Here is a 25,032-nt window from a genome sequence, read left to right as displayed (position 1 = left end):
TCCAGTGGTTCCCGTCACCTGTCCGACCACGCCCTTCGACGGCCAGAAGCCCGGCACCTCCGGGCTGCGCAAGGCCGTGAAGGTCTTTGAGCAGCCGCGCTATCTGGAAAACTTCGTCCAATCCATCTTCGACTGCGTCGACGGCCTCTCCGGCGCCACGCTGGTGATCGGCGGCGACGGGCGGTATCACAACCGCACCGCCGTGCAGACCATCCTGCGCATGGCCGCGGCCAACGGCGTCGCGCGCGCGGTGGTCGGGCGCGGCGGCATCCTGTCCACCCCGGCGGCCTCCTGCGTCATCCGCAAGCGCGGTGCCATCGGTGGCGTGATCCTGTCGGCCAGCCACAACCCTGGCGGCCCCGACGGCGATTTCGGCATCAAGTTCAACGCCGCCAACGGCGGCCCGGCGCCGGAATCGATGACCGACGCCTTCTTCGCCCGCTCCAAGGCCATCGCCGAGTTCAAGACGCTGGAGTCGCCGGACCTCGACCTTGACCGGCTCGGCGGGACGGCGCTCGGCGGCATGGCGGTGGAGGTCATCGACCCGGTGGCCGACTACGCGGAGCTGATGGAATCGCTGTTCGACATGGCGGCGATCCGCAAGCTGTTCGCGTCGGGCTTCCGCATGGTGTTCGACGCCATGCACGCGGTCACCGGCCCCTACGCCACGGAAATCCTGGAGCGCCGGTTGGGTGCCCCCGCCGGCACCGTGATCAACGGCACGCCGCTGGAGGATTTCGGCGGGCACCATCCCGACCCGAACCTCGCCCACGCGGAGGAACTGGTCGAGCGGCTGTTCGGGCCGGACGCGCCGGACTTCGGCGCCGCCTCGGACGGCGACGGCGACCGCAACATGATCCTTGGCCGCAACGTCTTCGTCTCGCCCAGCGACAGCCTCGCCGTGCTGGCCGCCAACGCCACCCACGTCCCGGCCTTCAAGGGCGGTCTGGCGGGCGTCGCCCGCTCGATGCCGACCAGCCGGGCGGTGGACCGGGTGGCGGCGAAGTTGGGGATTTCCTGCTACGAGACGCCGACGGGGTGGAAGTTCTTCGGCACGCTGCTCGACGCCGGGCGCATCAACCTGTGCGGCGAGGAGAGCTTTGGCACCGGCGCCGACCATGTGCGCGAGAAGGACGGGTTGTGGGCCGTCCTGATGTGGCTCAACGTGCTGGCCGCCCGCGGCCTGTCGGTGGCCGAGCTGATGGCCGAGCATTGGGGCACCTACGGGCGCACCTATTACGGCCGCCACGATTATGAGGCCATCCCGCAGGAGGCCGCCGACGCCCTGATCGCCGAACTGCGCGGGAAACTGCCCTCGCTGGCCGGCACGGCCCTCGGCGGGCGGACGGTCGCCGCGGCGGACGAGTTCGCCTACACCGACCCGGTGGACGGCAGCCGGTCGGAGCGGCAGGGCCTGCGCGTCGGGTTCGAGGACGGCTCGCGCATCGTCTACCGCCTGTCCGGCACCGGCACGTCGGGCGCCACGCTGCGCGTCTATTTCGAGCGGTACGAGCCGGTTGGCGGCGAGCACGGGCTGGACGCCCCGGTGGCGCTGAAGCCGCTGGCCGATCTGGCGGCGGAGCTGGCTGGCATCGAGCGCCACACCGGCCGCACCAAGCCGGACGTCGCCACGTAAGGGCCACGTATAGGGAGAAAGGCCCTTCTTCCCGCGGCGGGGGAAGGGCCTTTTCTTTTTCAGAACACCGCTTGGAGCAGGCCCAGCGTGCGCCTCTTGGCCAGGGCGGCGCTCGCCGCGTCGTAACTGGCGCGCTCGTCGCAGTTGAAGCCGTGGCCGGCCGGGTAGAGGTGCGTGATCGCGGCGGGATGGCGCTGGCGCACCGCCTCGGCCACCGTCAGCGGGATGGCGTGGTCCGTCTCGCCGAAATGCAGCAGCACGGGCGTGCGCGGCACCTCGTCCAGCCGGTTGCCGATGCCGCCGCCGTAATAGGCGATGGCGGCGCGGACCGGCAGGCGCGACGCGGCGGCCCAGGCGATGGTGCCGCCCCAGCAATAGCCGGCGACCGCCGCCCCCTCCGCCCCGCCGAGATGGGCGAGCCCCGCCGCCACGTCGGTCAGCGCGTCCTCGACGCTGACCGCGCCCATCAGGTCGCGGCCGCGCTGGACGCCGGCCTCGTCATAGGGCAGCTCCACCCCGCGCTCCGCCCGGTCGAACAGGGCGGGGGCCAGCGTGCGGTAACCGTCGGCCGCGTAGCCGTCGCAGACGCGGCGGATGTGGCTGTTGATCCCGAAAATCTCCTGGACGATCAGAAGCCGCCCCTTCTCCGGCCCGACGGGTCGGGCTTCGTAGGCGGTCAGCCGGTGCCCGTCGGACGCCGTCAGGTGCGTCCAGGCGCTGCTCGTGCCGGTGGTCGTTCCGGTGGTCGTTCCGGTCATGGCTGGTCACTCCCTCCATTCCTTCCGTGCAGGGAAGATAGCAGCCTGACGCCGGGTGTCATCCGCGACCGACTGGCCCATATCCCCTAGGACCGTCATCCCGTCACTGGAGCCGCCCGATGTCCGCCCCCGCCGACCGTTCCCCGACCGCTGGACCCTTCGACCTGACGCCGCCGACGCCGGAGCAGCGCGCGGTGCTGGTGGAGCGCCTGTCGGACGAGGAACGGCACGTCCTGCTCAGCCACGGGACGGAGGCGCCCTTCTGCGGCGGCCTGCTCGACAACAAGACGCCGGGCACCTACGCCTGCCGGCTGTGCGGCCTGCCGCTGTTCCGGTCCGGGACGAAGTTCGAATCCGGCACCGGCTGGCCCAGCTTCACCGCGCCCTACGAGAACGCGCATCTGAAGCTGGTGCAGGACAACAGCTACGGCATGGTGCGGGTGGAGACGCTGTGCGCCCGCTGCGGCAGCCACCAGGGCCACGTCTTCCCGGACGGCCCGCCGCCGACCGGCATGCGCTTCTGCATCAACTCCGTCTCGCTGGCCTTCCTGCCCGAGGGGCAGCCGCTGGCCAGGAGCGTTCAGGATTGGGTGGAGGAGGGGGCGGCGTTCTAGGCCCGCATTGCCCCCACCCTAACCCTCCCCCGCTGGGCGGGGGAGGGGACTTGACTTTCCCTCCACCGCCCAGCGGGGGAGGGCCGGGGTGGGGGCAACAGCACCTCTCCCGATCCTCCCGTTTCATTGGAAATCCCCTGTCATGCCCACCGACCATACCGCCCGTTCCCCCCTCTCCGTCCTCGACCTCGCTCCCGTGCCGGAGGGCAGCACGCCCGGCGACGCGCTGCGCAACACGCTGGACCTCGCCCGCCACGCCGAGCGGCTGGGCTACCGTCGCTACTGGCTGGCCGAGCACCACAACATGACCGGCATCGCCAGCGCCGCGACCTCCGTCGTCATCGGCCATGTGGCGGCGGGCACCTCGACCATCCGCGTCGGCGCCGGGGGCATCATGCTGCCCAACCATTCGCCGCTGGTCATCGCCGAGCAGTTCGGCACGCTGGAGGCGCTGTTCCCCGGCCGCATCGACCTCGGGCTGGGCCGGGCGCCCGGCACCGACCAGATGACGCTGCGCGCCCTGCGCCGCGACCCGTCGGTAGCGGAGCAGTTCCCGCAGGACGTGCTGGAGCTTCAGGCCCTGCTCGGCCCCGTCCAGCCGGGCCAGCGGGTGCAGGCGGTGCCCGGCGCCGGCACCGAGGTGCCGCTGTGGATTCTCGGCTCCAGCCTGTTCGGCGCCCAGCTGGCGGCGGCCTTCGGCCTGCCCTACGCCTTCGCCTCGCACTTCGCGCCGGACGCGCTGATGCGGGCGCTGCAGGTCTACCGGGAGAATTTCACGCCCTCGGCGCAACTCGACCGGCCCCACGCCATGGTCGGGGTGAACGTCGTCGCCGCCGAGACCGACGCCGAGGCGCGCCGGCTCTTCACCTCCGCCCAGCAGAGCTTCGCCCGTCTGATCCGCGGCACCCGCGGCCAATTGCCGCCGCCCATCGACGACATCGAGAGCTTCTGGTCGCCGCTGGAGAAGGCGCAGGCGATGAACATGCTGTCCTGCTCCTTCGTCGGCTCGGCGGAGACGGTGCGGCGCGGGCTGGACGCCTTCCTGGAGGAAACCGGCGCCGACGAGATCATGGTGGCCTCGGCCATCCACGACCACGCGGCGCGGGTGCGCTCCTACGAGATCCTCGCGGAGGTCCACGGGTCGCTGCGGGCCGCGGCCTGACGCGCTCCAATTTGGGGGAGCGGTCCGGCGCAACCGCACAGCGCGCTTCGCGGACTGCGCCATGGACCGCGCCGGAGGGGAGTCCTATCGTCTGTGGCCCGGCGTCGCGTGACGCGGTTCACAGAGATGGAGAGGGGATATGGCCGAGTTTCCCCACGCCAGCAGGGTCAACGTGACGCTTGATCTGCCGCTCGACGTCTATCGGCGTCTGGAACAGCAGGCGCGCTACATGAGCGTTACCGTCGAGGCTCTGTTGAAGACTATCCTGGCGCAGCAGCTCTACGACTCCAGTCTTCGCAATATGGATTAGTTCATTGTTGTGAGGCGGCGCGCACGGCGGCGTCGAGGTCGCCGTGGCTTTCCAGCAGCGCCGCCAGCCCGGCCTCCTCCAGCACGCCGCGGATCGGGCCGGGCACCGCCGCCAGCACGATCCGCACACCGGACCGCCCGCCAGCGTTTCCCGCGCCCGGCCGCGCCTGCCGCACCGCCAGCAGCAGCGACCGCAGCCCCGCCGGGGTGAGTTGCGTCACCGCCGACAGGTCGAGCACCAGCCCGGCCGGCGTCTTTCCTGGCTCGTCCGATGTGGCGGGGGCCAGTGCTGCGATCAATCGCGCCTCGAACCGGGGGGCGGCGGCGCTGTCGATCGGCCCCACCGGGCGCAGGATCGTTACGTCGCCGCGCACCTCTTCCGCGATTTGCATCAAACCCTCCGATTTCCCCATCCGGCCGGGCCTGCTATACCTCCTCCGGCGGGGGATTTCCCATCACACGGATCATCATACAGCAGAGTGGCGGCGGGGGCATGGAATCGGACGGACGCTTCGGCGGCGGGGCGGGCCTGCGGGACGGCGGGGAGTTTTCCGCGGAGTCCGGCGGTGGGCCGCGCGCGCTCCCGGCCTTCCTCGCGGCGGGGCCCGCCGTGGCCCCTGAGGACCGCCCGCAGGTGGAGGCGCCGCCGGAGCAGCCAGCGCGGCTGCGCGGCGCGCTGAACCCGCTGCTGGCCGCCGCCGGGCCGCTGCTCGACCTCGCCGGGTCGCTGCGCGAACGCTCGGGGCACGAGAATCCGGAGGGGCTGCGCGACGTCATCCTCGCCGAGGTTCGCCGCTTCGAGGAGGAGGCCGCCGCCATCGGCGTCCCGCCGGAGGAGGTGCGCGTCGCCCGCTTCGCCCTATGCACCATGCTGGACGACGTGGTGCGGGCCACCCCCTGGGGGGCGCGCTGCCGTTGGGCGCGCGAGGGGCTGGCGGTGGTGGTCGATCCCGGCGCCGGCGGGCCGGACCGCTTCTTCGACCTGCTCGACACCATGCTGAGCGACCCGCGCCTGCACCGGCTGGAGCTGGAGCTGTTCTACGCCTGCTTGTCGCTGGGCTTCGAGGGCAAGTTCCGCGACAAGCCGCGTGGCGCCCACGACCTCGCCCACCTGCGGGACGAGCTGTTCCGCGTGCTGCGCCGCCTGCGCGGCGAGCGGGAGCGTGCGCTGTCGCCGCAATGGCGCGGCGTCGCCGAACGCTTCCGTCCGCTGGGGCATGTCCTGCCGCCCTGGCTGGCCGCGGTGGCGGTGGCGACGCTGCTCGGCGGGCTGTTCCTGAATCTGTCCGCCTCGCTGGGCGGCCGGGCGGACGCGGTGGTGGGCCGGCTGGGCGCGCTGCTTCCCGACCGGCCGCTGGAGCTGGTCCGCGCCGTCCCGCCGCCCCCGCCCAGCGCGGGTCCGGCGCTGGCCGTCCGGGTCACCGCCCTGCTCCAGCCGGAGATCCGTTCCGGCGCCGTGGCGGTGCTGGCCGGCGACGACGGGGCGCTGGTCATCCGCATCGAGGGGGCGGGCATGTTCGCCACCGGCAGCGACGCGATCCGCGCCCGCTACCGCGCCGTGGTCGACCGCGTCGGGCAGGCGCTGGGTCCCGAGGCGGGGCGTGTGCTGGTGGTCGCCCACACCGACGACCAGACCCCGCGCGGCGGCGGGCTGCCGACGCCGGAGGCGCTGACCGAGGCGCGGGCGATGGCCGTGCTGAAGATCCTGGAGCGCACGCTGGGCACCGAGCGCCTGACCGCCGAAGGGCGGGGCGAGCGCGAACCGCTGGCCCCCAACACCACGCCGGCCAACCGGGGCGCCAACCGGCGCGTCGATGTCCGCCTCTACCCCGAATAGGCCGCGGTCCATGAGCGAACCGTCTCCGCGCACCCGCCCCGAATCCCGCTTCCCCAACCGGGCCCGCAACCGGTCCCGCCGCGCCGACCCGGCGATGGCGCCGCGCCTGCGCTGGTGGACCACGCTCGCGGTCGCCCTGTCGGTGGGGCTGCTCGGCTGGGCGGTGATGCCGCTGCTCGGCTTCGGCGGCTTGGCCCGCCTGCTGCCGGCGCTGCTCCTGCTCGGCCTGTGGTACGCGCTGAACCGGCACGAGGACGGCCGGCAGAGCGCCGCCAACGCCCGTTTCGTCGAGGCGCTGGCGGCGTCCCGCGATCCCGAGCTGAAGGCGTCGCTGGACGAGCTGGGCACGGTGCGCGAGCGGCTGGACGCGGTGATCGACCGGCTGAAGACGCAGCGCTTCGGCGCGCGCTGGGGCGGCCAGTATCTCTACCAGCTTCCCTGGTATCTGGTGATCGGCGCCCCCGGCTCGGGCAAGACCACCGCGTTGGCCAACGCCCGGCTGGGCGCGGCGCTGGGCGGCGGGCTGGACGGCATGCCGGTGCAGAATCTGGGCGGCACGCGCAACTGCGACTGGTGGTTCACCGACGAGGCGGTACTGATCGACACGGCGGGCCGCTACACCACCCAGGACAGCCGCCGGGCCATCGACGGCCGCGTCTGGTCCGGCCTGCTCGACCTGTTGAAGGAGCACCGCCCGCGCCAGCCGGTGAACGGCGTGCTGCTGACCATCAGCCTGACCGACCTCGCCGGCTGGAGCGACGCGGAACGGCACAACCACGCCATCACCATCCGCCAGCGGCTGGGCGAGCTGCGCGCCCATCTTGGCATCCGCGTGCCGGTCTATCTGCTGTGCACCAAGGCCGACCTCGTGGACGGCTTCACCACCTATTTCGACCCGCTGGACCGGGCAGAGCGCGGCCAGATCTGGGGCATCACCTTCCCGGTGGAGGACATGCCGCCCGGCCCGCTGGCCAGCTTCCACGCGCAGTACGCCGCGCTGCTGCGCCGGCTGGAGGAGCGGCTTCCCGAACGGCTGCACCAGGAGCCGGACATCCAGCGGCGCGGCGACGCCTTCGCCTTCCCGCTGCGCATGGCGGCGTTCGAGGCGGCGCTGGCCGATCTCGTCGACACCGCCTTCACCGCGGAGGCCGAGGAGGCGGTGCCGCTGCTGCGCGGCATCTACCTGACCAGCGCGACCCAGCCCGGCGCCTCCGCGGAATCGCCGGCCCAGACCTTCTTCCTGGAACGGCTGCTGCCCGAGGTGGTCTTCCCCGAAGCCAACATGGTCGGGGTGGATCGCAAGCTGGAGCGGGCGCGGCGGCGGCGCCATGTCTGGGCGCTGGGCGGGACGGCGGCAGCGGGCCTGCTGCTGGGGCTGGCCGGGCTGAGCAGCCACCGCGCCAACGAGGCGCTGCTGGCGCGGGCGGAGGCCGCCGTGGCGGTGGCGGAGGAGCGGCTGCGCGTCCTCGACACCCCGCCGCGCTCGCTGACGCGGGTGGAGGATTCCGATTTCCTGGCCGTCCTGCCGGCGCTCGACGCGCTGCGCGCGCTTCCGGCCGGCTGGACCGAGCGGGCGGAGCGGCGGGCCTCCCTGCTCGGCTTCGGCCTGTCGCAGGGGGAGCGCATCGGCCTGCCCGCCGAGGACGTCTACCGGCGGGCGCTGCGCAGCGTGTTCCTGTCGCGCATCGTGCTGCGGCTGGAGGAGCAGCTGCGCACCGGCTGGGCGCGGCCCGACCTGCTGCGGCAGAGCCTGCGCGCCTACGCCATGATCGGCGGGCGGGAGCCGCTGGACCCGGCGGTGCTGGCCGAATGGCTGGCCGCCGACTGGCGGCGCACGCTGCCCGGCCCCGCCCATGAGGCGGAGCGCCGGGCGCTGGGCGATCATCTGGCCGCTTTGGTCGAGGCCGGCTTCGCCCCGGTGCCGCCCGACGAGGCGCTGGTGTCCCGCGTCCTCGACGTGCTGGGCCAGCCGACCGCGCCGATGCCCCGCACCCCCAACGACGGCGGGGCCGGCTGATGAGCCCCGGTTTCGCGGTGGGCTTCCATGGGAAGGTGCCGGCGCGCGGCGATTTCGTGGGCTACGGCCTGCCGCGCGGCGTGCTGCTTCCCTGGGACGCCTGGCTGACGGAGGTTCTGGAGGCGGCGGTGCGCCAGCTTGGCTCGCCCTGGGAGCGGCTGTTCCAGTCGGCCCCGGTCTGGCGCTTCGCCCTGTCCCCCGGCCTGTGCGGGGAGCCGCCGCTGGCCGGCATCATGATGCCCAGTGCCGACCGGGTGGGCCGGCAGTATCCCTTCACCATCGTCGGCACGCTGCCCTACGGCACCGATCTGGCGGTGGTGCCGGTGGCCTGCCTGCACTGGTTCACCCGCGCGGAATCCATCGCCGCCGACGCCTGCCGCGCCGGGGCCGACGTGGACGCCCTGCCGGCCCGCATGGCGATCCTGGGCCGTCCGGAGCCCAACGGCGCCGACCCCACCGTCGCCACCGTGGTCGAGGAGCGCGTCGGCCCACTGCCGCCCCGCGCCAGCCTGTGGTGGAGCCGCGGCGGCGGGCGGGTTCCGCCGTCGGTGCTGACCTGCTGCGGCCTTCCCCGCTCGACCCGCGCCGCCGCCTTCATCGACGGCGCTTGGGAACGGCGCGGTTGGGACGATCTGGACGGGTAGGGGGCGGAGGAAAGCCTATCCTCCCAGATTGACGATCTCCACCCGCCGGTTCTCAGCGGCCTTCGGCGTCTTGGGCAGCAGAGGTTCCCGCGCGCCCATCCCGGCGGTGTCCAGCCGGTCGCGGCGCACGCCGTGCCGCTCCGCCAGATAATCCGCGACCGCGTCGGCCCGGCGTTGCGAAAGCGCCCGGTTGGCCGTGTCGCCGCCCACCGCGTCGGTGTGGCCGACGATGCGGAAGCGGGCGGTCGCCGCCTCCGGCGCCGTCATCACCGCGCCGATGCGGTCGAGCACCGCCCGCGATTCCGGGCGGATGCGCGCCGAGTTGAAGTCGAAGCCGATCCGGAAGGCGGCGCGGAGCCCGGCCTTCAGCGCCGCGACGGGCGGGTCCGGCGGCGGCCCCGGCAGGGCGGGCACCGCCACCGGGGCGGGAGGCGATGCGGGGGCGGGAGCCGGGGGCGGTGCCGCCGCGACGGGCGGCGGCGGCGGGCGCTTCATCACGATGGGCGGGCAGCCGGGTCCGGCGGCGCCGAACAGGGCGGCCTGGATCTCGCATTCGCTGGGGTTGGGGCCGAGCGGGACGGCGGGCGTCGCCGCCGATTGCGCCAGGGCAGCACCCGCCGGAAGAGCCAGCCAGCCCCCTAAAAGTCCGACCGTCAATGCCCCGATTGTTGGGATTTTGCACATATGCATGACGGCATTGTCCCAGGCTTGGGGGCGGGCCGTCAAATTCCGCGTGGAACAGTCGTGCGTGCCTCTGTACGATCCCGGTCCGATCTTTCGTTTGCGGTATGTGGGAGGAAACAAGAATGAAGTCGATGAAGGCGCTGTTCGCCGGTCTGGCGCTGGCCGCCATGGTGCTGCCGGGCGTGGTCGCCAACGGCGCGGCGGCGGCGGACTACAAGGCCGAGTACAAGCTGTCCACCGTGCTGGGCAAGCCGTTCCCCTGGGGCATCGGCGGCGACCGCTGGGCCGAGCTGGTCAAGGAGAAGACCAACGGGCGCATCAATGTGAAGATGTATCCCGGCTCCGCCCTGGTGAACGGCGACCAGACCAAGGAATTCACCGCGCTGCGCCAGGGCGTGATCGACATGGCGGTGGGCTCCACCATCAACTGGTCGCCGCAGGTGAAGGAGCTGAACCTCTTCTCGCTGCCCTTCCTGATGCCCGACCACAAGGCGATGGACGCGCTGACCCAGGGGCCGGTCGGCAAGCAGTTGTTCGACCTGCTCGCCACCAAGGACGTGGTGCCGCTGGCCTGGGGCGAGAACGGCTTCCGCGAGGTTTCCAACTCCAAGCGCGCCATCCGCACGCCGGAGGATCTGAAGGGCCTGAAGATCCGCGTCGTCGGTTCCCCGCTCTACCTCGACACCTTCACCGCGCTGGGCGCCAACCCGACGCAGATGAGCTGGGCCGACGCGCAGCCGGCGCTGTCCACCGGCGCCGTCGACGGGCAGGAGAACCCGGTCGGCGTGTTCGTCGCCGGCAAGCTGCCGACGCTCGGCCAGAAGCACCTGACGCTGTGGGGCTACGTCGCCGATCCGCTGATCTTCGTGGTCAACAAGGAGGTCTGGAACAGCTGGTCGAAGGAGGACCAGGAGGCGGTCCGCGCCGCCGCCGTCCAGGCCGCCGCGGAGGAGGTCGCCATCGCCCGCAAGGGCATCACCGCCCAGGACGACAGCCTGCTGAAGGACATCGCCGCCCAGGGCGTCGAGGTCGTGCAGCTGACGCCCGAGCAGCAGAAGGCGTTCCAGAAGGCCACCCAGGCCGTCTACGACAAGTGGGCCAAGACCATCGGTCCCGACCTCGTGAAAGCCGCCGAGACCTCCGTCGCCAACCGGAAGTAAGCCCGCGGACTGCCCAAGTCATTGCCCCCATCCTGATCCGCAAGGGGAGAGGGTGGGGGCAATCGATTCCCACTTCGAGATTTTCCGATGAACAACGATCTGCTGGAAGCCGGCATGGCGACGGAGCAGCCCAAGACGCGGGTGCCGGTGACGCTGGAGCGTTCGCTCGCCGCCCTGTCCATGGCCGCCCTGTGCCTCGTCACCTTCGCCAACGTCGTGACGCGCTACCTGACCGACGTGTCCCTGGCCTTCACCGAGGAATATTCGATCTTCCTGCTGGTGGTCATGACGCTGTTCGGTTCCGCCGTCGCCGCCGCCGCCGACCGGCACATCCGCATCACCTTCATCGCCGAGAAATTGCCGCCGGCCCTGCGCCGGGTGACGGAGCTGGTGGCCTGGACGGCGGCTCTGGCGATGTTCGGCCTGCTCGTCTGGTACGGCGGGCGCCTGACCTACGACCAGTGGCGGTTCGAGGAAACCTCGCCCGGCCTGGGCAACCCGCAATGGCTCTACACGGTCTGGCTTCCGCTGCTGTCGGTGGTGGTTTCCCTGCGCGTGATCGGGCGCCTGATCCGCACGGCGAAGGGAACGGCCTGATGGCGTTGACGATTCTGTTCGGCGGCTTCCTGCTGCTGCTGGTGATCGGCGCGCCGCTGGCGGTGGCCCTGGGGCTGGCGGGGTCGCTGGCGATCCTGGACGCGCAACTCGGCATCCTGTCGGTTCCGACCAACGTCTATGCGGGCATCGCCAAATACCCGCTGCTGGCGATCCCGGTCTTCATCCTGGCCGGCCTGATCTTCGAGCGGGCGGGCGTCGCCAAGCAGCTCGTCACCTTCGCGTCCTCCATCGTCGGGGCGAAGAACGGCGGGCTGGCGGTGGTGGCGATCCTGGTCTGCATGGTGATGGGCGGCATCTCCGGCTCCGGCCCGGCCGACGCGGCGGCGGTCGCCACGGTCATGATCCCGTCCATGCACAAGGCCGGCTATCCCAAGGCCTTCTCGGCCAGCGTGATCGCGGCGGCGGCGGCCACGGCCATCCTGATCCCGCCCTCGGTCGCCTTCATCATCTACAGCGTCCTGGTCCCGCAGGCGTCGGTGCCGGCGCTGTTCGCGGCGGGGCTGATCCCCGGCGTGCTGGCCGGTCTGTCGCTGCTGGCGCCGACGATCTGGCTGTCGCGCAAGCACGGCTTCGGCCTGAAGGACGCCGGCCCGCGCCCGCCCTTCTGGCGCAGCCTGCGGCAGGCGATCTGGGGGCTGCTGGCCCCGGTCATCATCCTGGGCGGTCTGCGCACCGGCGCCTTCACCCCGACCGAGGCGGCGGTGGTCGCCGTCTTCTATGGTCTGGCCGTCGGCGTCTTCGTCTACCGCAGCCTGACCTGGCGCGAGCTGTACGAGGTGTTGGCCGAAGCGGCGGAGATGTCCGCCGTGGTGCTTCTCATCATCGCGCTGTCCAGCGTTTTCGCCTGGGCGGGCAGCACGCTGGGCGCCTTCGACCGGGTCGCCGCCCTGGCGATCGAGGGGGTGGGCAGCGAGGTCCTCGTCCTGCTGCTGCTGAACGTGGCGCTGCTGGCGCTGGGGATGGTGCTCGACGCGGTGTCGATCTTCCTGATCCTGCTGCCGCTGCTGACCCCGATCATGACCGCCTTCCACTGGGACCCGGTGTGGTTCGGCGTGATGCTGACCATGAACCTCGCCATCGGCCAGTTCACGCCGCCCATGGCGGTGAACCTGATGGTGACCACGCGGGTGGCCGGCATCAGCATGGAGTCGACGGTGCGCTGGGTGCTGTGGATGGTCGCGGCGATGCTCTGCGCGCTGGTGCTGGTGACCTTCGTGCCGGAACTGGCGCTTTGGCTGCCCCGGAAGCTCGGCTACCTGTAACCCTTCAGGTCTTGGCGCGGCGGGTGGCCAACAGGATGCCCGCCGCGATCAGGCCGATGCCGGCGGCGTGGTAGAGGTGGGGCTGCTCGCCGAGGAACAGGATGGCGAGGATGCTTCCGAACACCGGCATCAGATGAATGCACATTCCCGCCGTGTTGGCGCCGACCAGCGCCACGGCGCGGTTGAAGCAGAGATAGGCGGCGATCGACGGAAACAGCGCCACATAGGCGACCGCCCCCAGCGCCGTCGGGGTGATCGGCATGGGGTTCCCGCCGACGCTTTCCCACAGATAGAAGGGCAGCAGCATGGCCGCGCCGCCCGCGAAGGTGACGGCGATGAAGCTGAGGCCATGCACCGTCGGGCGGCGGCGCAGCAGGGCGGTGTAGGCGGCGTAGCCGAGCACCGCCGCCAGCACCCACAGATCCCCGGCGGCGAGCTGCAGCCCGATCAGCACCGCCGGGTCGCCCCGCGCGATCAGCGTCAGGGCGCCGGCCAACGACACGGCGATGCCCACCCCTTGCAGCGGGGTCACCCGGTCGCCGAACAGCGCCAGACTCATCAGCACGATCAGCACCGGCATCGAGGACTGCATCATCACCGCGTTCAGCGCCGTGGTGGTGTGCAGCCCGACATAGAGGAAGGTGTTGAAGACCGCGATGCCCAGCGCCGACAGCAGCAGCACGACCGGCCATTGGGCGGCCAGCGCCCGCGCGTCGTGCCGCAGATGCCGCCACGCGAAGGGCAGAACCAGCAGCATCCCCAGCGTCCAGCGCCAGAAGGCCAGCCCGACCGGCGGCACCTCCCCCGACACCGCGCGGCCCAGGACGGCGTTGCTGGACCAGAACAGCGGCGGCAACATCATCAGGAGCCACGCCTGATCGAACAGGCGGCGGCGGGCAGGGGTGGCGTTTTCGCTCACGGCTGGCGACTCATGGGGCTGGACGTGGACCCGTCAAGGGGTGTTTCGCGGCTCAGCCGCGGCGGCGCGGGGAGGCGAAGGGCGAAAGAGGACCATCGCCACGAGGACCATCGCCACGGGGGCCATCTCCGCGCGGGCCATCCGACCGGAAGGTCTCGCTGCGGGAGAAGCCCTCGCGGCGCGGGCGGTCGCCACGGGGACCATCACCACGGGGACCATCACCGCGCGGACCATCACCACGGGGGCCGCGCCCCTCGCCACGGGGACCGTCGCCGCGGCCCTCGCGCGGGGGCTTCGGCGGCTGGCGCATCTCCGCGTCCAGCTCGGCGATGCGCTTCATCAGCGCTTCACGGATCGCCGGGGCCGCGTGGGACTTCAGGGTGGCGAGCTGCTCCTTCAACTGCTGGAGCTGAAGCTGCTTCTGCTCCCGCGTGCGCTTGATGGCGACGTTGTCGGAATGCTGGCCGTCGAAGGCGCGCATGAAAAGGTCCTCGTTGCAGAAAATAAGACACCCGCCGCGGCGTCCCAGCGGACGCCCGGTCGGGGAGCGCGGATTATTGGAAAGGCACCGGCGGCAAAGCAAGCCGGGAGTTTGCTCCGCCTGTGCGATAAAGCGGTTGACGGCGCCGGCCCGGATCACTTCGCCCGGATCAGTCCGCTGAGGACCGCCGGCCGTGGAACAGCGATGCCGCCTCGTCGAGATAGCGCGACAGGTTGGCGGCGGCCTCCGCCGGCCCGGCGCGGCGCGACCCTTGGACGCGGGCCTCCGCGGCGGCGGCGGCCAAGGCGGCGGGGTCGGCGGCCAGAGCGGCCAGCCGATCGACGAAAGCGCCATAGTCGTGATGGATGAAGTGCCGGCCGACGACGCTGGCGACGTCGCCGCCGGGAAGCGACAGCGGCACCGCCCCGGCGGCCAAGGCCTCGGCGGCGCTGGCGCCTCCGCCGGTCCGCCGGGGATTCACATAGGCGTCGCAGACCGCCAGCAGGGCGCCCATGTCCGACACATAGCCCAGGCAGCGCAGCCGTGCTGCGTGGCGCGCGGCGGCCAGCCGCCGGGGCAGGGCGTCGGCGTGCCCGGCGAAGACGGCGACGGCGCGCGGCACGCGGTCGAACAGCGCGTCCAGCATGGCGAGGAAGGCGCCGTCCGCCTCCTCGTCCAGCCGGTTGCCGACGACGGCGCAGACGAAGGCGCCCTCATCCAGCCCGAAGGCGGCGCGCGATCCTTCTTTCCTCGGGGTGGCCCCGGCCAGCGAATGCAGGAAGCGGAAGGGACGCCAGGACCGGACCAGCGGTCCCTGGGCGGGTGCCGCGCCGCCGCCGAAATCCAGCACGATGTCGGCCAGCGACAGGGTGGCTCCGGTGGTCGTCGGGATGCACAGGGTGGGACGCGCGCCGGCCATCAGGTCGGCCACGACGCACGACCCGCCGAGCGACAGCACCGCGTCGGGATCGAGCGCCGCGATGGCCTCCATGAACCCGGCGATCTTGCCGGGGCTGACGCAGGGCTCGACGGAGGACAGCATGCGATGGGTGCGGCCGTCCGCCTCGATCCTCTGATCGCTGGAGAAGGCGGGTTCCACCGACGCCGCGAAGGAGGGCACGAACAGGCTGTGGACCTCTGTCGGCATGATGTTGGTGTTGAGGATCACCACCTCCCGCCCGCAGCGGTCCTCCAGCAGGGCGGCGTAGGACAGCAGGTCGCGCGACGGCTGATGGCGCAGCGACAGGAACTGGTTGGTCACCAGCACGACCCGCCCGCTGTCCGCTCCCCCGGCCCGGCGGGCGGGCGGGACGATGGCTTGACGGCGGCGGATCTCGTCGAGGATGCGGCGGTAAAAGGGGAACTGCCGCTCTTCGAAAAAGCCGGGGCGGCTCGCCGGGTTCATGCGCATCAAAAAGAGTTGGCGCCCGATGCCGGCGTGGATGTGCAGCAACCCCTCAAGCCCGGATTGCGCGATGTTGCCCTCAACCGCGTCGAGCAGCTCGTCGTAATAGCGCAGATCGCCCGAGACGGCGGCCATAGCCGACAGCAGCAGGACGGTGTCCGCTCCCCGCGCCAGCCGGGGCAACTCCCGCGCCGCCCGCGCCCGCTCGGCCCTGGGGCGGTCGAGAAAGGCCTCGCAGAGCGTCTCGATGGCCTTCAGCTCGTGCCCGCTCGTCACGGGCCGACGCAATGCGGCGGCGAGGTCGGTGAGGGGGGAGGGGGCGAGTGGTTGGGGCATCGGCCTTGTCGGGAAAAGGGCGCGATGAGTATTGCCACACATGGAAAGGCCCCGGAAGGCGTTACCTTCCAGGGCCTTAGAGTGGTGCCGCAGCAGGGATTTGAACCCCGGACCTACTGATTACGAATCAGTTGCTCTACCCCTGAGCTACTGCGGCGCCGACGTCGGTGCGTCGTGGGCGCGGAAATTAACCGCGGGGGCGGACCGGCGCAAGCGCTTTTTTGGGAGATGGATAAAATTATCCTTTCTGGCGGATGACGTCCAAAAAGGGGTCGGCATAACGCTCCAGCTTGCGGGCGCCGACGCCGGGCAGGCGGGCGAAGGCGGCGTGGTCCGTCGGACGCGTCGCGACCATCTCCAGCAGCGTGCTGTCGTGGAAGATCACGTAGGGCGGCACCCCTTGCGCGCGGGCCAGTTCCGTGCGGCAGTCCTTCAGCGCGTGCCACAGCGCGTCGTCGGCGGGCGACAGGGCGCCGCGCGCGCCCGCCCGCGACACGCCCTCGCCGGACAGGCCGCCGGAGGGGGCGGAGCCGCCGCGGGAGACGTGGCGGCGCAGCGCGTCGTGGACGCCGCGGCGCTTCTCGACGACCGGGTCCTTGCGCAGCTTCACCGTCTGCTGGCCCTTGATGACCGGGATGCCCGCGTCGGTCAGGCGGAAGCCGCCATAGCCCTCCAGATCGACCGTCAGATAGCCGGCGGCGACGAGCTGGCGGTAGACCGACTGCCATTCCGCCTTCGACAGCTCCTTGCCGCAGCCGAAGGTCTTCAGCGCGTCGTGCGCTTGCTGAGCCACCTTCTCCGTGGAATTGCCCAGAAGCACGTCTATCAGATGCCCGGCGCCGTAGCGCTGGCCGGTGCGGTAGACCGCCGACAGGGCCTTCTGCGCGGCGACGGTGCCGTCCCAGGTCTCGACCGGCTCCAGGCAGGTGTCGCAATTGCCGCAGGGCGCCTCCAGCGTCTCGCCGAAATAATTCAGCAGCACCTTGCGGCGGCAGGCGGAGGTCTCGCAGAAGCCGAGCAGCGCCTCCAGCTTGGAACGCTCGACGCGGCGGTGGGAATCGCCGGCCTCCGATTGCTCCAGCATCTGGCGCAGTCCGACCACGTCGGCCATGCCGTAGCTCATCCAGGCGTCGGCGGGCAGGCCGTCGCGCCCGGCGCGGCCGGTCTCCTGATAATAGGCTTCCAGGCTCTTGGGCGGGTCGAGGTGGCAGACGAAGCGCACGTTCGGCTTGTCGATGCCCATGCCGAAGGCCACCGTCGCCACCATGACGATGCCCTCGCCCTTGATGAACAGGTCCTGGTTCGCCTCGCGCACCTCCGACGGCAGCCCGGCGTGGTAGGGAAGCGCCTCCCGTCCCTGCTGGTTCAGCCAGTTGGCGGTGTCCTCCACCTTCGCCCGCGACATGCAATAGATGATGCCGGCGTCCTCGGGGTGGTTCTCCCGCAGGAAGGCCAGCATCTGCTGGCGCTCGCTCTTCTTCGGGACGACGCGGTAGGTGATGTTGGGCCGGTCGAAGCTGGACAGGAAGACGCGGGCCTCGGTCAGCCCCAGCTTGTCCTTGATCTCCGCGCGGGTCTGCGCGTCCGCAGTGGCGGTCAGCGCGACGCGCGGCACGGTCGGGTGCCGTTCGTGCAGGATGGAGAGCTGGAGATACTCGGGCCGGAAATCATGGCCCCACTGGCTGACGCAATGCGCCTCGTCCAGCGCGAAGAGGGCGAGCTTGGTGCGGTCCAGCAAATCGAGGAAGCGCGGGGTGACCAGACGTTCCGGCGCCACGTAGACGAGGTCGATCTCGCCGCGGACCATGGCCCGCTCCACATCGCGCGCCTCGGCGGGGTCGAGGGAGGAGTTGAGGAAGGCCGCACGCACGCCCAGCTCGCGCAGCGCCGTCACCTGATCCCGCATCAGCGCGATCAGCGGCGAGACCACCACCGTCACGCCGTCGCGCACCAGCGCCGGCACCTGGTAGCACAGCGACTTGCCGCCGCCCGTGGGCATGAGGACGAGCGCGTCGCCGCCACGGATGACGTGGGCGATGATGTCGGCCTGCTGCCCGCGGAAGGCGGAATAGCCGAAGACCGACGCCAGCACCTCCAGGGCGGGGTTGCCGTCAGGGTCCTGGGCCGGCTCCGCCGGATGGGCCTTGAAATTGAAGAGCGAGTCCACGCCGATGCGGTTCAGATGCGGGTCCGTCTTTGGACGATTCAAAATCCGGTGGTCGGGTCAAAATCTGGTGGCCAGGAAGCGATCCCGAACTCAACGGCTATGATGTGGCACAGATCGCCCGATTCGTGAAGACGCAATCCGGAATGGGTAAGGGGACAAGGATGGTGCATCGCGCGATGCGGGAAAAACCGTGGAGCGAGTGCATCCGATCGTGTGTAAGTGAAAACGGCGGGTGGAATAGGCCACCCGCCGTTTCGAAAGGAGAAAGAGGCATGCCCAAAATGCTCTTTTTCCTGGTGCTCCAGTGGCGGCGATGGCGGATCGAAATCCGCATCACCGTCGGCTAAGCACTAGGAGCGTGCCGGTGGGTGTTAGCAGCACCTGCCGGCCACTCTCGATAAGGTAGCGCAATTCCCCGGCGTTGCAAATCCCCAGCCGGCTACAACAGGTCGCGCAGCATCGCCACCAGCGGCACGTCGGCGGGGGGCATGGGGTAGTCGCCCATGCGGTTCGGATAGACCCAGGCGAGCTTTTGCCCCTCCCGCGCCACCACGTCGCCTTCCCAGACGCGACAGACGAACAGCGGCATCAGCAGGTGGAATTTTTCGTAGCTGTGCGAGGCGAAGGTGAAGGGGGCGAGGCAACTCGCCGCCGTGTCGATTCCCAACTCCTCCTTCAGTTCGCGGACCAGAGCGGCCTCCGGCGTCTCGCCCTCATCGACCTTGCCGCCGGGAAATTCCCACAGCCCGGCCAGCGACTTGCCGGGCGGGCGCTGGGCCAGCAGGACGCGGCCGTCGGCGTCCACCAGGGCCACCGCGACGACCAGCAGGGTCGGCAGGGAACCGGGGGCCGGGGTGGAGGAGGGATCGAAGCAGGCCGGCATCAGGCGGTCTCCCGGGTGAGGAACCGCCAGCGTCCGGCGGTCAGTTCATAATGGTCGGCATCGTTGAGCGGCAGGAAGCCGACCGTCTCCAGAACGCGGCGGGAGCGGTGGTTGTCCGGCGCGATCCGCGCCCACAGGCGGGGCAGGCCCAGAGCGAAGGCGGTGGGGACGACGGCCCGCAGCATCTCCGTGCCGTAGCCGATGCCCTGGTGCGGCCGGCCCAGCCAATAGCCGATTTCGCCGTCCGCCAGGATCACGCCGATGCCGCCCACCGGCTGCCCGTCATTCGGCTGCCCGTCGTTCCGGCGCACCGCCAGCAGGTCGAGCGAGGCGCGCTCCGCCCGGTTGCGGGCGGCCAGGGCGACCCAGGCGCGCCCATCCTCCGGGCCGTAGGGATGGGGCACGCGGGCGAGCCAACGCGCCACCTCCCAGTCCCCGATCAGCGGCACGAAACGCTCCACATCCTCCATGTGGAAGGGGCGGAGCGTCAGCCGCACCGTGTCGAGGCGGTCGGGCAGGGGCGCGCCGGTCATGACGTCAGGGCCGGCCTCAGCTCCGATAGGAGCCGTTGATGTCGATGTAGCCGTGCGTCAGGTCGCAGGTCCAGACGCGGGACTTGCCAGTGCCGATGCCCAGGTCGATGTGCACGTCGATCTCCTGGCCCTTCATGTGGGCGGCGACCGGCGCCTCGTCGTAGCCCGGAACCTCCATGCCCTCGGCGCAGATCAGCGTGCCGCCGATGGTGATCTTGATGAGGTCGCGGTCGGCCCGCTCGCCGGCCCGCCCGATGGCGGCGACGATGCGGCCCCAGTTGGCGTCCTCGCCGGCCAGCGCGGTCTTGACCAGCGGGGAGTTGGCGACGGTGAGCGCGATGCGCTTGGCGGCGGCGTCGCTCTCGGCGCCGACCAGCGTGATGGAGACGAACTTGGTCGCCCCCTCGCCGTCGCGCACGATCTGCAGCGCGAGGTCGAGCATCACCTCCTCCAGCGCCTTGCGGAAGTCGGCCAGCTCCGGCGCCCGGGCGTCGGTCACCGGGGCGTTGCCGGCCTTGCCGGTGGCGAACAGCAGCAGCGTGTCGCTGGTCGAGGTGTCGCCGTCCACCGTGATGGCGTTGAAGCTGCGCTCGGTGAACTCCGACAGCATGGACTGCAGCGCCGGAGCGGCGATGGCCGCGTCGGTGAAGATAAAGCCCAGCATCGTCGCCATGTCCGGGGCGATCATGCCGGAGCCCTTGGCGAAGCCGCTGATCGTCACCGTCGTCCCGCCGATGGCGACCTGACGGGTCGAGCCCTTGGCGAAGGTGTCGGTGGTCATGATGGCCCGCGCACCGGCCTCCAGCGCCGCCGAGTCGTCCTTCAGGGCCGGGACCATGCCGGGCAGGACCTTGGCGATGGCGTCGGCGGCCAGCGGGATGCCGATCACGCCGGTGGAGGCGACGTAGACCTCGTCGGTGGCGCAGCCGGCGATCTTGGCAGCGGCCTCGACGGTCGCCTGGACGGTGGCGTCGCCGGCCTTGCCGGTGAAGGCGTTGGCGTTGCCGGCGTTGACCACGACCGCGCGGGCCGAGCCGCGCGGCAGGCTGTCGCGGCACCAGATCACCGGGGCGGAGCAGGTCAGCGACTTGGTCAGCACGCCGGCCACCGTCGTGCCCGCGTCGAGCACGGCCAGCATCAGGTCGTCGCGGCCCTTGTATCGGATGCCGCTGTTGGCGGTGGCGATGCGCACGCCCGCCACGGGCGGGAGCGTCGGGAAGCCGGCGGGTGCCAAGGGGGAGACGGTCGTGGCCATGGGGACGGGCTCGTGGGGCTGGTGTGCGGGGGAATGTTGGGGGTGTCAGGCGCTTGCCCCCTCCCTAACCCTCCCCCGCTTCGCAGGGGAGGGGACTGATCTCCCTCCCCTGCGAAGCGGGGGAGGGCTGGGGGCAACCGGTGTGGGACCTCAGTTCTTCTTGGGCTCTTCGGCCTTGGGCGCGTCCGTGGCCGGCTCCTCCTTCGGCATTGGCGAGCCGTCGAGCTGGAAGGTCTCGACCTTGGCGACCTTGCGCAGGTCCTCGACGACGTTGGTCACGATGTCCTTGCTGAGCTGCTGCTCGAGCTGCGGCTTCACCTCGTCCAGGGACGGCTGCGGCTGGGTGCGCTTGTCCTCGACCTTGATGATGTGCCAGCCGAACTGCGTCTTCACCGGCTCCTTGCTCACCTCGCCCTTCTTCATGGCGAAGGCGGCGTCGGCAAAGGGCTCGACCATCGTGTCCTTGGTGAAGTAGCCGAGATCGCCACCCTGCTCGGCCGCCACCGGGTCCTTCGACTTCTCCTTGGCCAGCTTGGCGAAGTCGCCGCCCTTCTTGAGCTGGGCGATGATCGCCTTGGCCTCATCCTCCTTCTCGACGAGGATGTGGCTGGCCTTGACCTCTTCCTGAGCCGGGTTCTGCTTCAGGAAGGCCTGGTAGGCCTCGTCCAGCTTGGCCGGGGTGATGCGCGACTGCACTTCCTTCTGGATGTAGGCGCGCTGCACCGCGCGCTCCTCGGCGCGCTTGATCTCGTCCTTGACCTCCGGCGAGCCGGCGAGGTTGGCCTTGTAGCCGGCCTCGGCCACCAGCTTGGAATTGACGAGCTGCTCGATCACCGCCGGGTAGATCATCTCCAGCGGCATCTGCTGCACCTGCGGCGGAAGCTGGGCGACCATGCGCTGGACGTCGGAGCGGTGGACCGCCTCGCCGTTGACGCGCGCCACCACCGGATCGGCCTCCGCCGGGGCGGGAGCGGCCTGCGCGGCGGGAGCGGGCGTCGCCGCGGGAGCCGGAGTCGGTGCCGGAGTCTGGGCGTGTGCGGCCAGCGCGAGGCCGCAGGCGGCCATCGACAGCAGGGCGGCGCGGAACACTCGATTCACCATGGAGTCTCTTCCTTCCGGCGGATGTGTCTTGTCACAGGCAATGTTATGACAGGGGGCTTCTTATGACGGACGACCAGCTGCGCCGGCTGTCCGGCCCCGCGCCCGAATCCGCGGGGGATTAAGCATGGGTTCGCGGCGCGGGGCAAGCGGTCGTGATGCGCGGCCGTGACGCCTTGCTTCGGCGCCTTGCTTCGACCGTGTTCAAGGCGATATGGCGGCGGAACGGTGGTGCTTCCAGGGCGCATCACACGCCGATCCCCGCCCCGTGCAGCGCCGGCACCCCGCGACGCACCCCTCAAAGGGCCGGGCAAAGGGGCGGGTCTCGTTGACAGAAACTTGCTTCGGGCCTATGTGAGACCGGTCAAAAAGCCGGCTTCACGACGTTCCACCCCCGAGGTTTTCATGTTCGGTGCTCTCGCCCGCAAGATTTTCGGCACCGCCAACACGCGCACGGTCAAGGCGCTGCAAAAATCCGTCCAGCAGATCAACGCGCTGGAGCCCGAGTTGGCGACGCTCTCCGACGACGCGCTGCGCGCCCGCACCGATTGGCTGCGCGGCCGGCTGTCGCAGGGCGAGACGCTCGACGCCATCCTGCCCGACGCCTTCGCCACCGTGCGCGAGGCGGGCAAGCGCGTGCTGGGGCAGCGGCACTACGACGTGCAGCTGATGGGCGGCATGGTCCTGCACCAGGGCAAGATCACCGAGATGCGCACCGGCGAAGGCAAGACGCTGGTCGCCACGCTGGCCGTCTATCTGAACGCGCTGGAGGGCAAGGGCGTCCACGTCGTCACCGTGAACGACTATCTGGCCTCGCGCGACAGCGCCTGGATGGGCCGCATCTACGGCTTCCTCGGCCTGACCACCGGCTGCATCGTGCACGGGCTGGACGACGAGGAGCGCCGCGCCGCCTACGCCGCCGACATCACCTATGGCACGAACAACGAATTCGGCTTCGACTATCTGCGCGACAACATGAAGTTCCGGCTGGAGGACATGGTCCAGCGGCCCTTCAACTTCGCCATCGTGGACGAGGTCGACTCGATCCTGATCGACGAGGCGCGCACCCCGCTGATCATCTCCGGCCCGTCCACCGATTCGTCGGAAATGTACGTGCAGGTCGACCGCCTGATCCCGCTGCTGACGCGGGACGACTATGAGTTGGACGAGAAGAACCGCACGGTCAGCCTGTCCGAGACCGGGCAGGAGCATATGGAACAGCTTCTGGCCGAGGCCGGGCTGCTGAAGGCGGGCGGGCTGTACGACATCCAGAACGTGGCGCTGGTCCACCATTCCCAGCAGGCACTGCGCGCCTACACGCTGTTCCAGCGCGACAAGGACTATATCGTCAAGGACGACAAGGTCATCATCATCGACGAGTTCACCGGCCGCATGATGGAGGGCCGCCGCTATTCGGAGGGCCTGCACCAGGCGCTGGAGGCCAAGGAGAAGGTGACGATCCAGCGCGAGAACCAGACGCTCGCCTCCATCACCTTCCAGAACTACTTCCGCATCTACCCGAAGCTGGCCGGCATGACCGGCACGGCGATGACCGAGGCGGCGGAGTTCGCGGAGATCTACGGCCTGGAGGTCGTGGACATGCCGACCAACGTGCCGGTCCAGCGCAAGGATATGGATGACGAGGTCTACCGCAAGGCGTCGGAGAAGTACGACGCGATCACCGACCTGATCGAGGACGCCCGCAAGCGCCAGCAGCCGGTCCTGGTCGGCACCACCTCCATCGAGAAGTCGGAGCTGATCGCCGAGCTGCTGAAGAAGCGCGGCATCCCGCACAACGTGCTGAACGCCCGCCACCACGAGCAGGAAGCCTACATCGTCGCGCAGGCGGGCCGTCCGGGCGCCGTCACGGTCGCCACCAACATGGCCGGCCGCGGCACCGACATCCAGCTCGGCGGCAACGTCGAGATGCGCATCCAGATGGAGCTGGCGAACCTGCCCGAGGGGCCGGAGCGCGACGCCAAGGTCAAGCAGATCGAGGCCGAGGTGGCCGAGGCGCGCGAACTGGTTAAGCAGGCCGGCGGCCTCTACGTCGTCGGCACGGAGCGGCACGAGAGCCGCCGCATCGACAACCAGCTGCGCGGCCGTTCGGGCCGCCAGGGCGATCCGGGCGCGTCGAAGTTCTTCCTGTCGCTGGACGACGACCTGATGCGCATCTTCGGGTCGGAGCGCATGGACGGCATGCTGCAGCGCCTGGGCCTGAAGGAGGGGGAGGCGATCATCCACCCCTGGATCAACAAGGCGCTGGAGAAGGCCCAGACCAAGGTCGAGGCCCACCATTTCGAGGTCCGCAAGAACCTGCTCAAGTTCGACAACGTCATGAACGACCAGCGCAAGGTCGTCTATGAGCAGCGTCGCGAGATCATGGACACCGAGGACATCGCCGAGACCGTCCTGGAGATGCGCCATCAGGTCGTTTCCAACATGGTCAACAAGGCGATCCCGCCGAACTCCTACTCCGAGGCCTGGGACATCGCCGGCCTGCACGAGGAGGTGAACCGCCTGCTGGGCATGGACCTGCCGGTGGCCGACTGGGCCAAGGAGGAGGGCATCGCCGAGCCGGAGATCGAGGAGCGCGTCCGCGAGGCCGCCGACCGCAAATACGCGGAGAAGGTGGAGAATTACGGCGCCGAAACGATGCGCCATGTGGAGAAGAGCCTGCTGCTGCAGATCCTCGACCAGGAATGGAAGGACCACCTGCTCCAGCTCGACCATCTCCGCCAGGGCATCAGCCTCCGCGCCTACGCCCAGAAGGACCCGCTGAACGAGTACAAGCGGGAAGCCTTCGAGCTGTTCGAAACCATGCTGTCGACCCTGCGCGAGCAGGTGACCGCCGTGCTGATGCATGTCGAGATCCGCATCGCCCCGCAGCCGGAGGAGCTTTACGCCCGCCCGCCGCAGGAGATGCACGAGGGTCGCGACGATCCGGCGCTGGCCATGGCCGAGGCCGGAGCCGTCGGGCAGGGGGGCTATCCGCCCGCCGACGCGCCGCTGCCCGCCGGCATGGTCCGCCGCGAGGCTGCCGCCTCGGTGGTGCCGGGGGCCGACCCCAACGCCTGGGCGAACACGCCGCGCAACTCGCCCTGCCCCTGCGGCTCGGGCCAGAAGTACAAGCACTGCCACGGCAAGGTGGCGTAGGCGCCGCCGTCGGTGAATTCCGGCGGTGAATGCAGGAAAGGGCCGGGCCGCGAGGTCCGGCCCTTTCCTTTTGCCGCCCTGGAAACTTCGGCTGGGCT

The 25,032-nt window shown here is 70.5% G+C and carries 22 protein-coding genes and 1 tRNA gene; 11 read left to right on the top strand and 12 right to left on the bottom strand.

The features are described from left to right. Positions 1-4: 4 nt before the first annotated feature. Positions 5-1,636: an alpha-D-glucose phosphate-specific phosphoglucomutase gene (locus JJL56_RS11055; RefSeq protein WP_145625571.1), complete on the top strand. Its 1,632-nt coding sequence runs from the start codon at positions 5-7 to the stop codon at positions 1,634-1,636. A gap of 59 nt (positions 1,637-1,695) precedes the next feature. On the opposite strand, the gene JJL56_RS11050 is transcribed toward JJL56_RS11055, so the two are convergent. Continuing rightward, positions 1,696-2,394, bottom strand: a complete 699-nt coding sequence (locus tag JJL56_RS11050) for a dienelactone hydrolase family protein (RefSeq protein WP_145625570.1) — start codon at positions 2,392-2,394, stop codon at positions 1,696-1,698. 119 nt (positions 2,395-2,513) lie between these two features. Between JJL56_RS11050 and msrB the strand changes: the two genes are divergently transcribed. The 3 genes from msrB (at position 2,514) to JJL56_RS11035 (ending at position 4,480) form a co-directional block, all read left to right on the top strand. Further along, positions 2,514-3,008, top strand: coding sequence for a peptide-methionine (R)-S-oxide reductase MsrB (gene msrB, locus JJL56_RS11045; protein ID WP_145625569.1), 495 nt, complete (start codon positions 2,514-2,516; stop codon positions 3,006-3,008). 142 nt (positions 3,009-3,150) lie between these two features. After that, positions 3,151-4,170 carry an LLM class flavin-dependent oxidoreductase gene (locus tag JJL56_RS11040; RefSeq protein WP_200485139.1) on the top strand — a complete coding sequence of 340 codons (1,020 nt, stop codon included), beginning with the start codon at positions 3,151-3,153 and terminating at the stop codon, positions 4,168-4,170. Positions 4,171-4,309: 139 nt separating this feature from the next. Continuing rightward, entirely contained in the window at positions 4,310-4,480 is a 171-nt protein-coding gene (locus JJL56_RS11035; protein WP_014239127.1) for a hypothetical protein, read from the top strand. Between the two features lies 1 nt (position 4,481). Here JJL56_RS11035 and JJL56_RS11030 read toward each other — a convergent pair whose 3' ends face one another. Then, complete coding sequence (locus JJL56_RS11030) at positions 4,482-4,871, bottom strand: STAS domain-containing protein (RefSeq protein WP_200485138.1); 390 nt, start codon at positions 4,869-4,871, stop codon at positions 4,482-4,484. A gap of 101 nt (positions 4,872-4,972) precedes the next feature. Between JJL56_RS11030 and icmH the strand changes: the two genes are divergently transcribed. From icmH to tagF, 3 genes are read left to right on the top strand one after another with little or no spacing between them, the layout of a single operon-like run. Continuing rightward, positions 4,973-6,316, top strand: coding sequence for a type IVB secretion system protein IcmH/DotU (gene icmH, locus JJL56_RS11025; protein ID WP_145625566.1), 1,344 nt, complete (start codon positions 4,973-4,975; stop codon positions 6,314-6,316). 10 nt (positions 6,317-6,326) lie between these two features. Further along, a complete protein-coding gene (gene tssM / locus JJL56_RS11020; RefSeq protein ID WP_247891012.1) occupies positions 6,327-8,333 on the top strand; it encodes a type VI secretion system membrane subunit TssM in 2,007 nt (668 codons plus the stop codon). Beyond that, on the top strand, positions 8,333-8,977 hold the full coding sequence (gene tagF / locus JJL56_RS11015; RefSeq protein WP_145625564.1) for a type VI secretion system-associated protein TagF: 645 nt from the start codon (positions 8,333-8,335) through the stop codon (positions 8,975-8,977). Before tssM ends, tagF begins: the two co-directional genes overlap by 1 nt. Before the next feature lie 15 nt (positions 8,978-8,992). Here the strand turns inward: tagF and JJL56_RS11010 are convergent, their stop codons facing one another. Then, the gene (locus JJL56_RS11010) at positions 8,993-9,634 is read right to left on the bottom strand and encodes an OmpA family protein (protein WP_200485136.1); all 642 of its coding nucleotides are present in this window, start codon (positions 9,632-9,634) and stop codon (positions 8,993-8,995) included. Between the two features lie 149 nt (positions 9,635-9,783). On the opposite strand from JJL56_RS11010, the gene JJL56_RS11005 reads away from it, so the two are divergent. From JJL56_RS11005 to JJL56_RS10995, 3 genes are all read left to right on the top strand, one after another. After that, a complete protein-coding gene (locus tag JJL56_RS11005) occupies positions 9,784-10,821 on the top strand; it encodes a DctP family TRAP transporter solute-binding subunit (protein ID WP_186452902.1) in 1,038 nt (345 codons plus the stop codon). An 87-nt stretch (positions 10,822-10,908) separates the two neighbouring features. Beyond that, positions 10,909-11,418, top strand: a complete 510-nt coding sequence (locus JJL56_RS11000; RefSeq protein WP_247889407.1) for a TRAP transporter small permease — start codon at positions 10,909-10,911, stop codon at positions 11,416-11,418. After that, the gene (locus JJL56_RS10995) at positions 11,418-12,701 is read left to right on the top strand and encodes a TRAP transporter large permease (RefSeq protein ID WP_145625562.1); all 1,284 of its coding nucleotides are present in this window, start codon (positions 11,418-11,420) and stop codon (positions 12,699-12,701) included. Before JJL56_RS11000 ends, JJL56_RS10995 begins: the two co-directional genes overlap by 1 nt. A 4-nt stretch (positions 12,702-12,705) precedes the next feature. Here the strand turns inward: JJL56_RS10995 and JJL56_RS10990 are convergent, their stop codons facing one another. The 9 genes from JJL56_RS10990 to JJL56_RS10950 all read right to left on the bottom strand — a co-directional run bounded on the left by JJL56_RS10990 (position 12,706) and on the right by JJL56_RS10950 (position 21,781). After that, the gene (locus tag JJL56_RS10990; RefSeq protein WP_145625561.1) at positions 12,706-13,620 is read right to left on the bottom strand and encodes a DMT family transporter; all 915 of its coding nucleotides are present in this window, start codon (positions 13,618-13,620) and stop codon (positions 12,706-12,708) included. Positions 13,621-13,672: 52 nt separating this feature from the next. Continuing rightward, complete coding sequence (locus tag JJL56_RS10985; RefSeq protein ID WP_145625560.1) at positions 13,673-14,101, bottom strand: hypothetical protein; 429 nt, start codon at positions 14,099-14,101, stop codon at positions 13,673-13,675. Positions 14,102-14,270: 169 nt separating this feature from the next. After that, positions 14,271-15,842 (bottom strand): glycosyltransferase, encoded by a 1,572-nt coding sequence (locus JJL56_RS10980; RefSeq protein WP_200485135.1) that lies wholly within the window; start codon positions 15,840-15,842, stop codon positions 14,271-14,273. An 82-nt stretch (positions 15,843-15,924) separates the two neighbouring features. Further along, positions 15,925-15,999: transfer RNA gene (locus JJL56_RS10975), tRNA-Thr, on the bottom strand. A gap of 81 nt (positions 16,000-16,080) precedes the next feature. Continuing rightward, positions 16,081-18,009 (bottom strand): DNA helicase RecQ, encoded by a 1,929-nt coding sequence (gene recQ, locus JJL56_RS10970; protein WP_200485134.1) that lies wholly within the window; start codon positions 18,007-18,009, stop codon positions 16,081-16,083. 439 nt (positions 18,010-18,448) lie between these two features. Next, complete coding sequence (locus tag JJL56_RS10965; protein ID WP_145625552.1) at positions 18,449-18,892, bottom strand: (deoxy)nucleoside triphosphate pyrophosphohydrolase; 444 nt, start codon at positions 18,890-18,892, stop codon at positions 18,449-18,451. Continuing rightward, on the bottom strand, positions 18,892-19,425 hold the full coding sequence (locus JJL56_RS10960; RefSeq protein WP_200485133.1) for a GNAT family N-acetyltransferase: 534 nt from the start codon (positions 19,423-19,425) through the stop codon (positions 18,892-18,894). The genes JJL56_RS10965 and JJL56_RS10960 overlap by 1 nt, the downstream gene beginning before the upstream one ends. A gap of 16 nt (positions 19,426-19,441) precedes the next feature. Continuing rightward, on the bottom strand, positions 19,442-20,680 hold the full coding sequence (gene argJ / locus JJL56_RS10955) for a bifunctional glutamate N-acetyltransferase/amino-acid acetyltransferase ArgJ (protein WP_200485132.1): 1,239 nt from the start codon (positions 20,678-20,680) through the stop codon (positions 19,442-19,444). A gap of 150 nt (positions 20,681-20,830) precedes the next feature. Next, positions 20,831-21,781: a peptidylprolyl isomerase gene (locus tag JJL56_RS10950; protein WP_145625549.1), complete on the bottom strand. Its 951-nt coding sequence runs from the start codon at positions 21,779-21,781 to the stop codon at positions 20,831-20,833. 402 nt (positions 21,782-22,183) lie between these two features. Here JJL56_RS10950 and secA point away from each other — a divergent pair, with 402 nt between their 5' ends. Further along, positions 22,184-24,934 carry a preprotein translocase subunit SecA gene (gene secA / locus JJL56_RS10945; RefSeq protein ID WP_145625548.1) on the top strand — a complete coding sequence of 917 codons (2,751 nt, stop codon included), beginning with the start codon at positions 22,184-22,186 and terminating at the stop codon, positions 24,932-24,934. Positions 24,935-25,032: the final 98 nt, after the last annotated feature.

The sequence above is a fragment of the Azospirillum aestuarii genome, from assembly GCF_016632405.1.
In the GTDB taxonomy this organism is placed as follows: Bacteria; Pseudomonadota; Alphaproteobacteria; order Azospirillales; family Azospirillaceae; genus Azospirillum; species Azospirillum aestuarii.
The sequence above is the reverse complement of the archived record's forward strand: the minus strand, read 5'-3'. Positions and strand labels throughout refer to the sequence as shown.

What these genes read in the sequence shown, in the direction of transcription:
- JJL56_RS11050 (WP_145625570.1), bottom strand. Translation starts at nt 2,394, where the DNA reads ATGACCGGAACGACCACCGGAACGACCACCGGCACGAGCAGCGCCTGG.
- msrB (WP_145625569.1), top strand. Translation starts at nt 2,514, where the DNA reads ATGTCCGCCCCCGCCGACCGTTCCCCGACCGCTGGACCCTTCGACCTG.
- JJL56_RS11040 (WP_200485139.1), top strand. Translation starts at nt 3,151, where the DNA reads ATGCCCACCGACCATACCGCCCGTTCCCCCCTCTCCGTCCTCGACCTC.
- JJL56_RS11035 (WP_014239127.1), top strand. Translation starts at nt 4,310, where the DNA reads ATGGCCGAGTTTCCCCACGCCAGCAGGGTCAACGTGACGCTTGATCTG.
- JJL56_RS11030 (WP_200485138.1), bottom strand. Translation starts at nt 4,871, where the DNA reads ATGCAAATCGCGGAAGAGGTGCGCGGCGACGTAACGATCCTGCGCCCG.
- icmH (WP_145625566.1), top strand. Translation starts at nt 4,973, where the DNA reads ATGGAATCGGACGGACGCTTCGGCGGCGGGGCGGGCCTGCGGGACGGC.
- tssM (WP_247891012.1), top strand. Translation starts at nt 6,327, where the DNA reads ATGAGCGAACCGTCTCCGCGCACCCGCCCCGAATCCCGCTTCCCCAAC.
- tagF (WP_145625564.1), top strand. Translation starts at nt 8,333, where the DNA reads ATGAGCCCCGGTTTCGCGGTGGGCTTCCATGGGAAGGTGCCGGCGCGC.
- JJL56_RS11005 (WP_186452902.1), top strand. Translation starts at nt 9,784, where the DNA reads ATGAAGTCGATGAAGGCGCTGTTCGCCGGTCTGGCGCTGGCCGCCATG.
- JJL56_RS11000 (WP_247889407.1), top strand. Translation starts at nt 10,909, where the DNA reads ATGAACAACGATCTGCTGGAAGCCGGCATGGCGACGGAGCAGCCCAAG.
- JJL56_RS10995 (WP_145625562.1), top strand. Translation starts at nt 11,418, where the DNA reads ATGGCGTTGACGATTCTGTTCGGCGGCTTCCTGCTGCTGCTGGTGATC.
- JJL56_RS10985 (WP_145625560.1), bottom strand. Translation starts at nt 14,101, where the DNA reads ATGCGCGCCTTCGACGGCCAGCATTCCGACAACGTCGCCATCAAGCGC.
- JJL56_RS10980 (WP_200485135.1), bottom strand. Translation starts at nt 15,842, where the DNA reads ATGCCCCAACCACTCGCCCCCTCCCCCCTCACCGACCTCGCCGCCGCA.
- JJL56_RS10965 (WP_145625552.1), bottom strand. Translation starts at nt 18,892, where the DNA reads ATGCCGGCCTGCTTCGATCCCTCCTCCACCCCGGCCCCCGGTTCCCTG.
- JJL56_RS10960 (WP_200485133.1), bottom strand. Translation starts at nt 19,425, where the DNA reads ATGACCGGCGCGCCCCTGCCCGACCGCCTCGACACGGTGCGGCTGACG.
- argJ (WP_200485132.1), bottom strand. Translation starts at nt 20,680, where the DNA reads ATGGCCACGACCGTCTCCCCCTTGGCACCCGCCGGCTTCCCGACGCTC.
- JJL56_RS10950 (WP_145625549.1), bottom strand. Translation starts at nt 21,781, where the DNA reads ATGGTGAATCGAGTGTTCCGCGCCGCCCTGCTGTCGATGGCCGCCTGC.
- secA (WP_145625548.1), top strand. Translation starts at nt 22,184, where the DNA reads ATGTTCGGTGCTCTCGCCCGCAAGATTTTCGGCACCGCCAACACGCGC.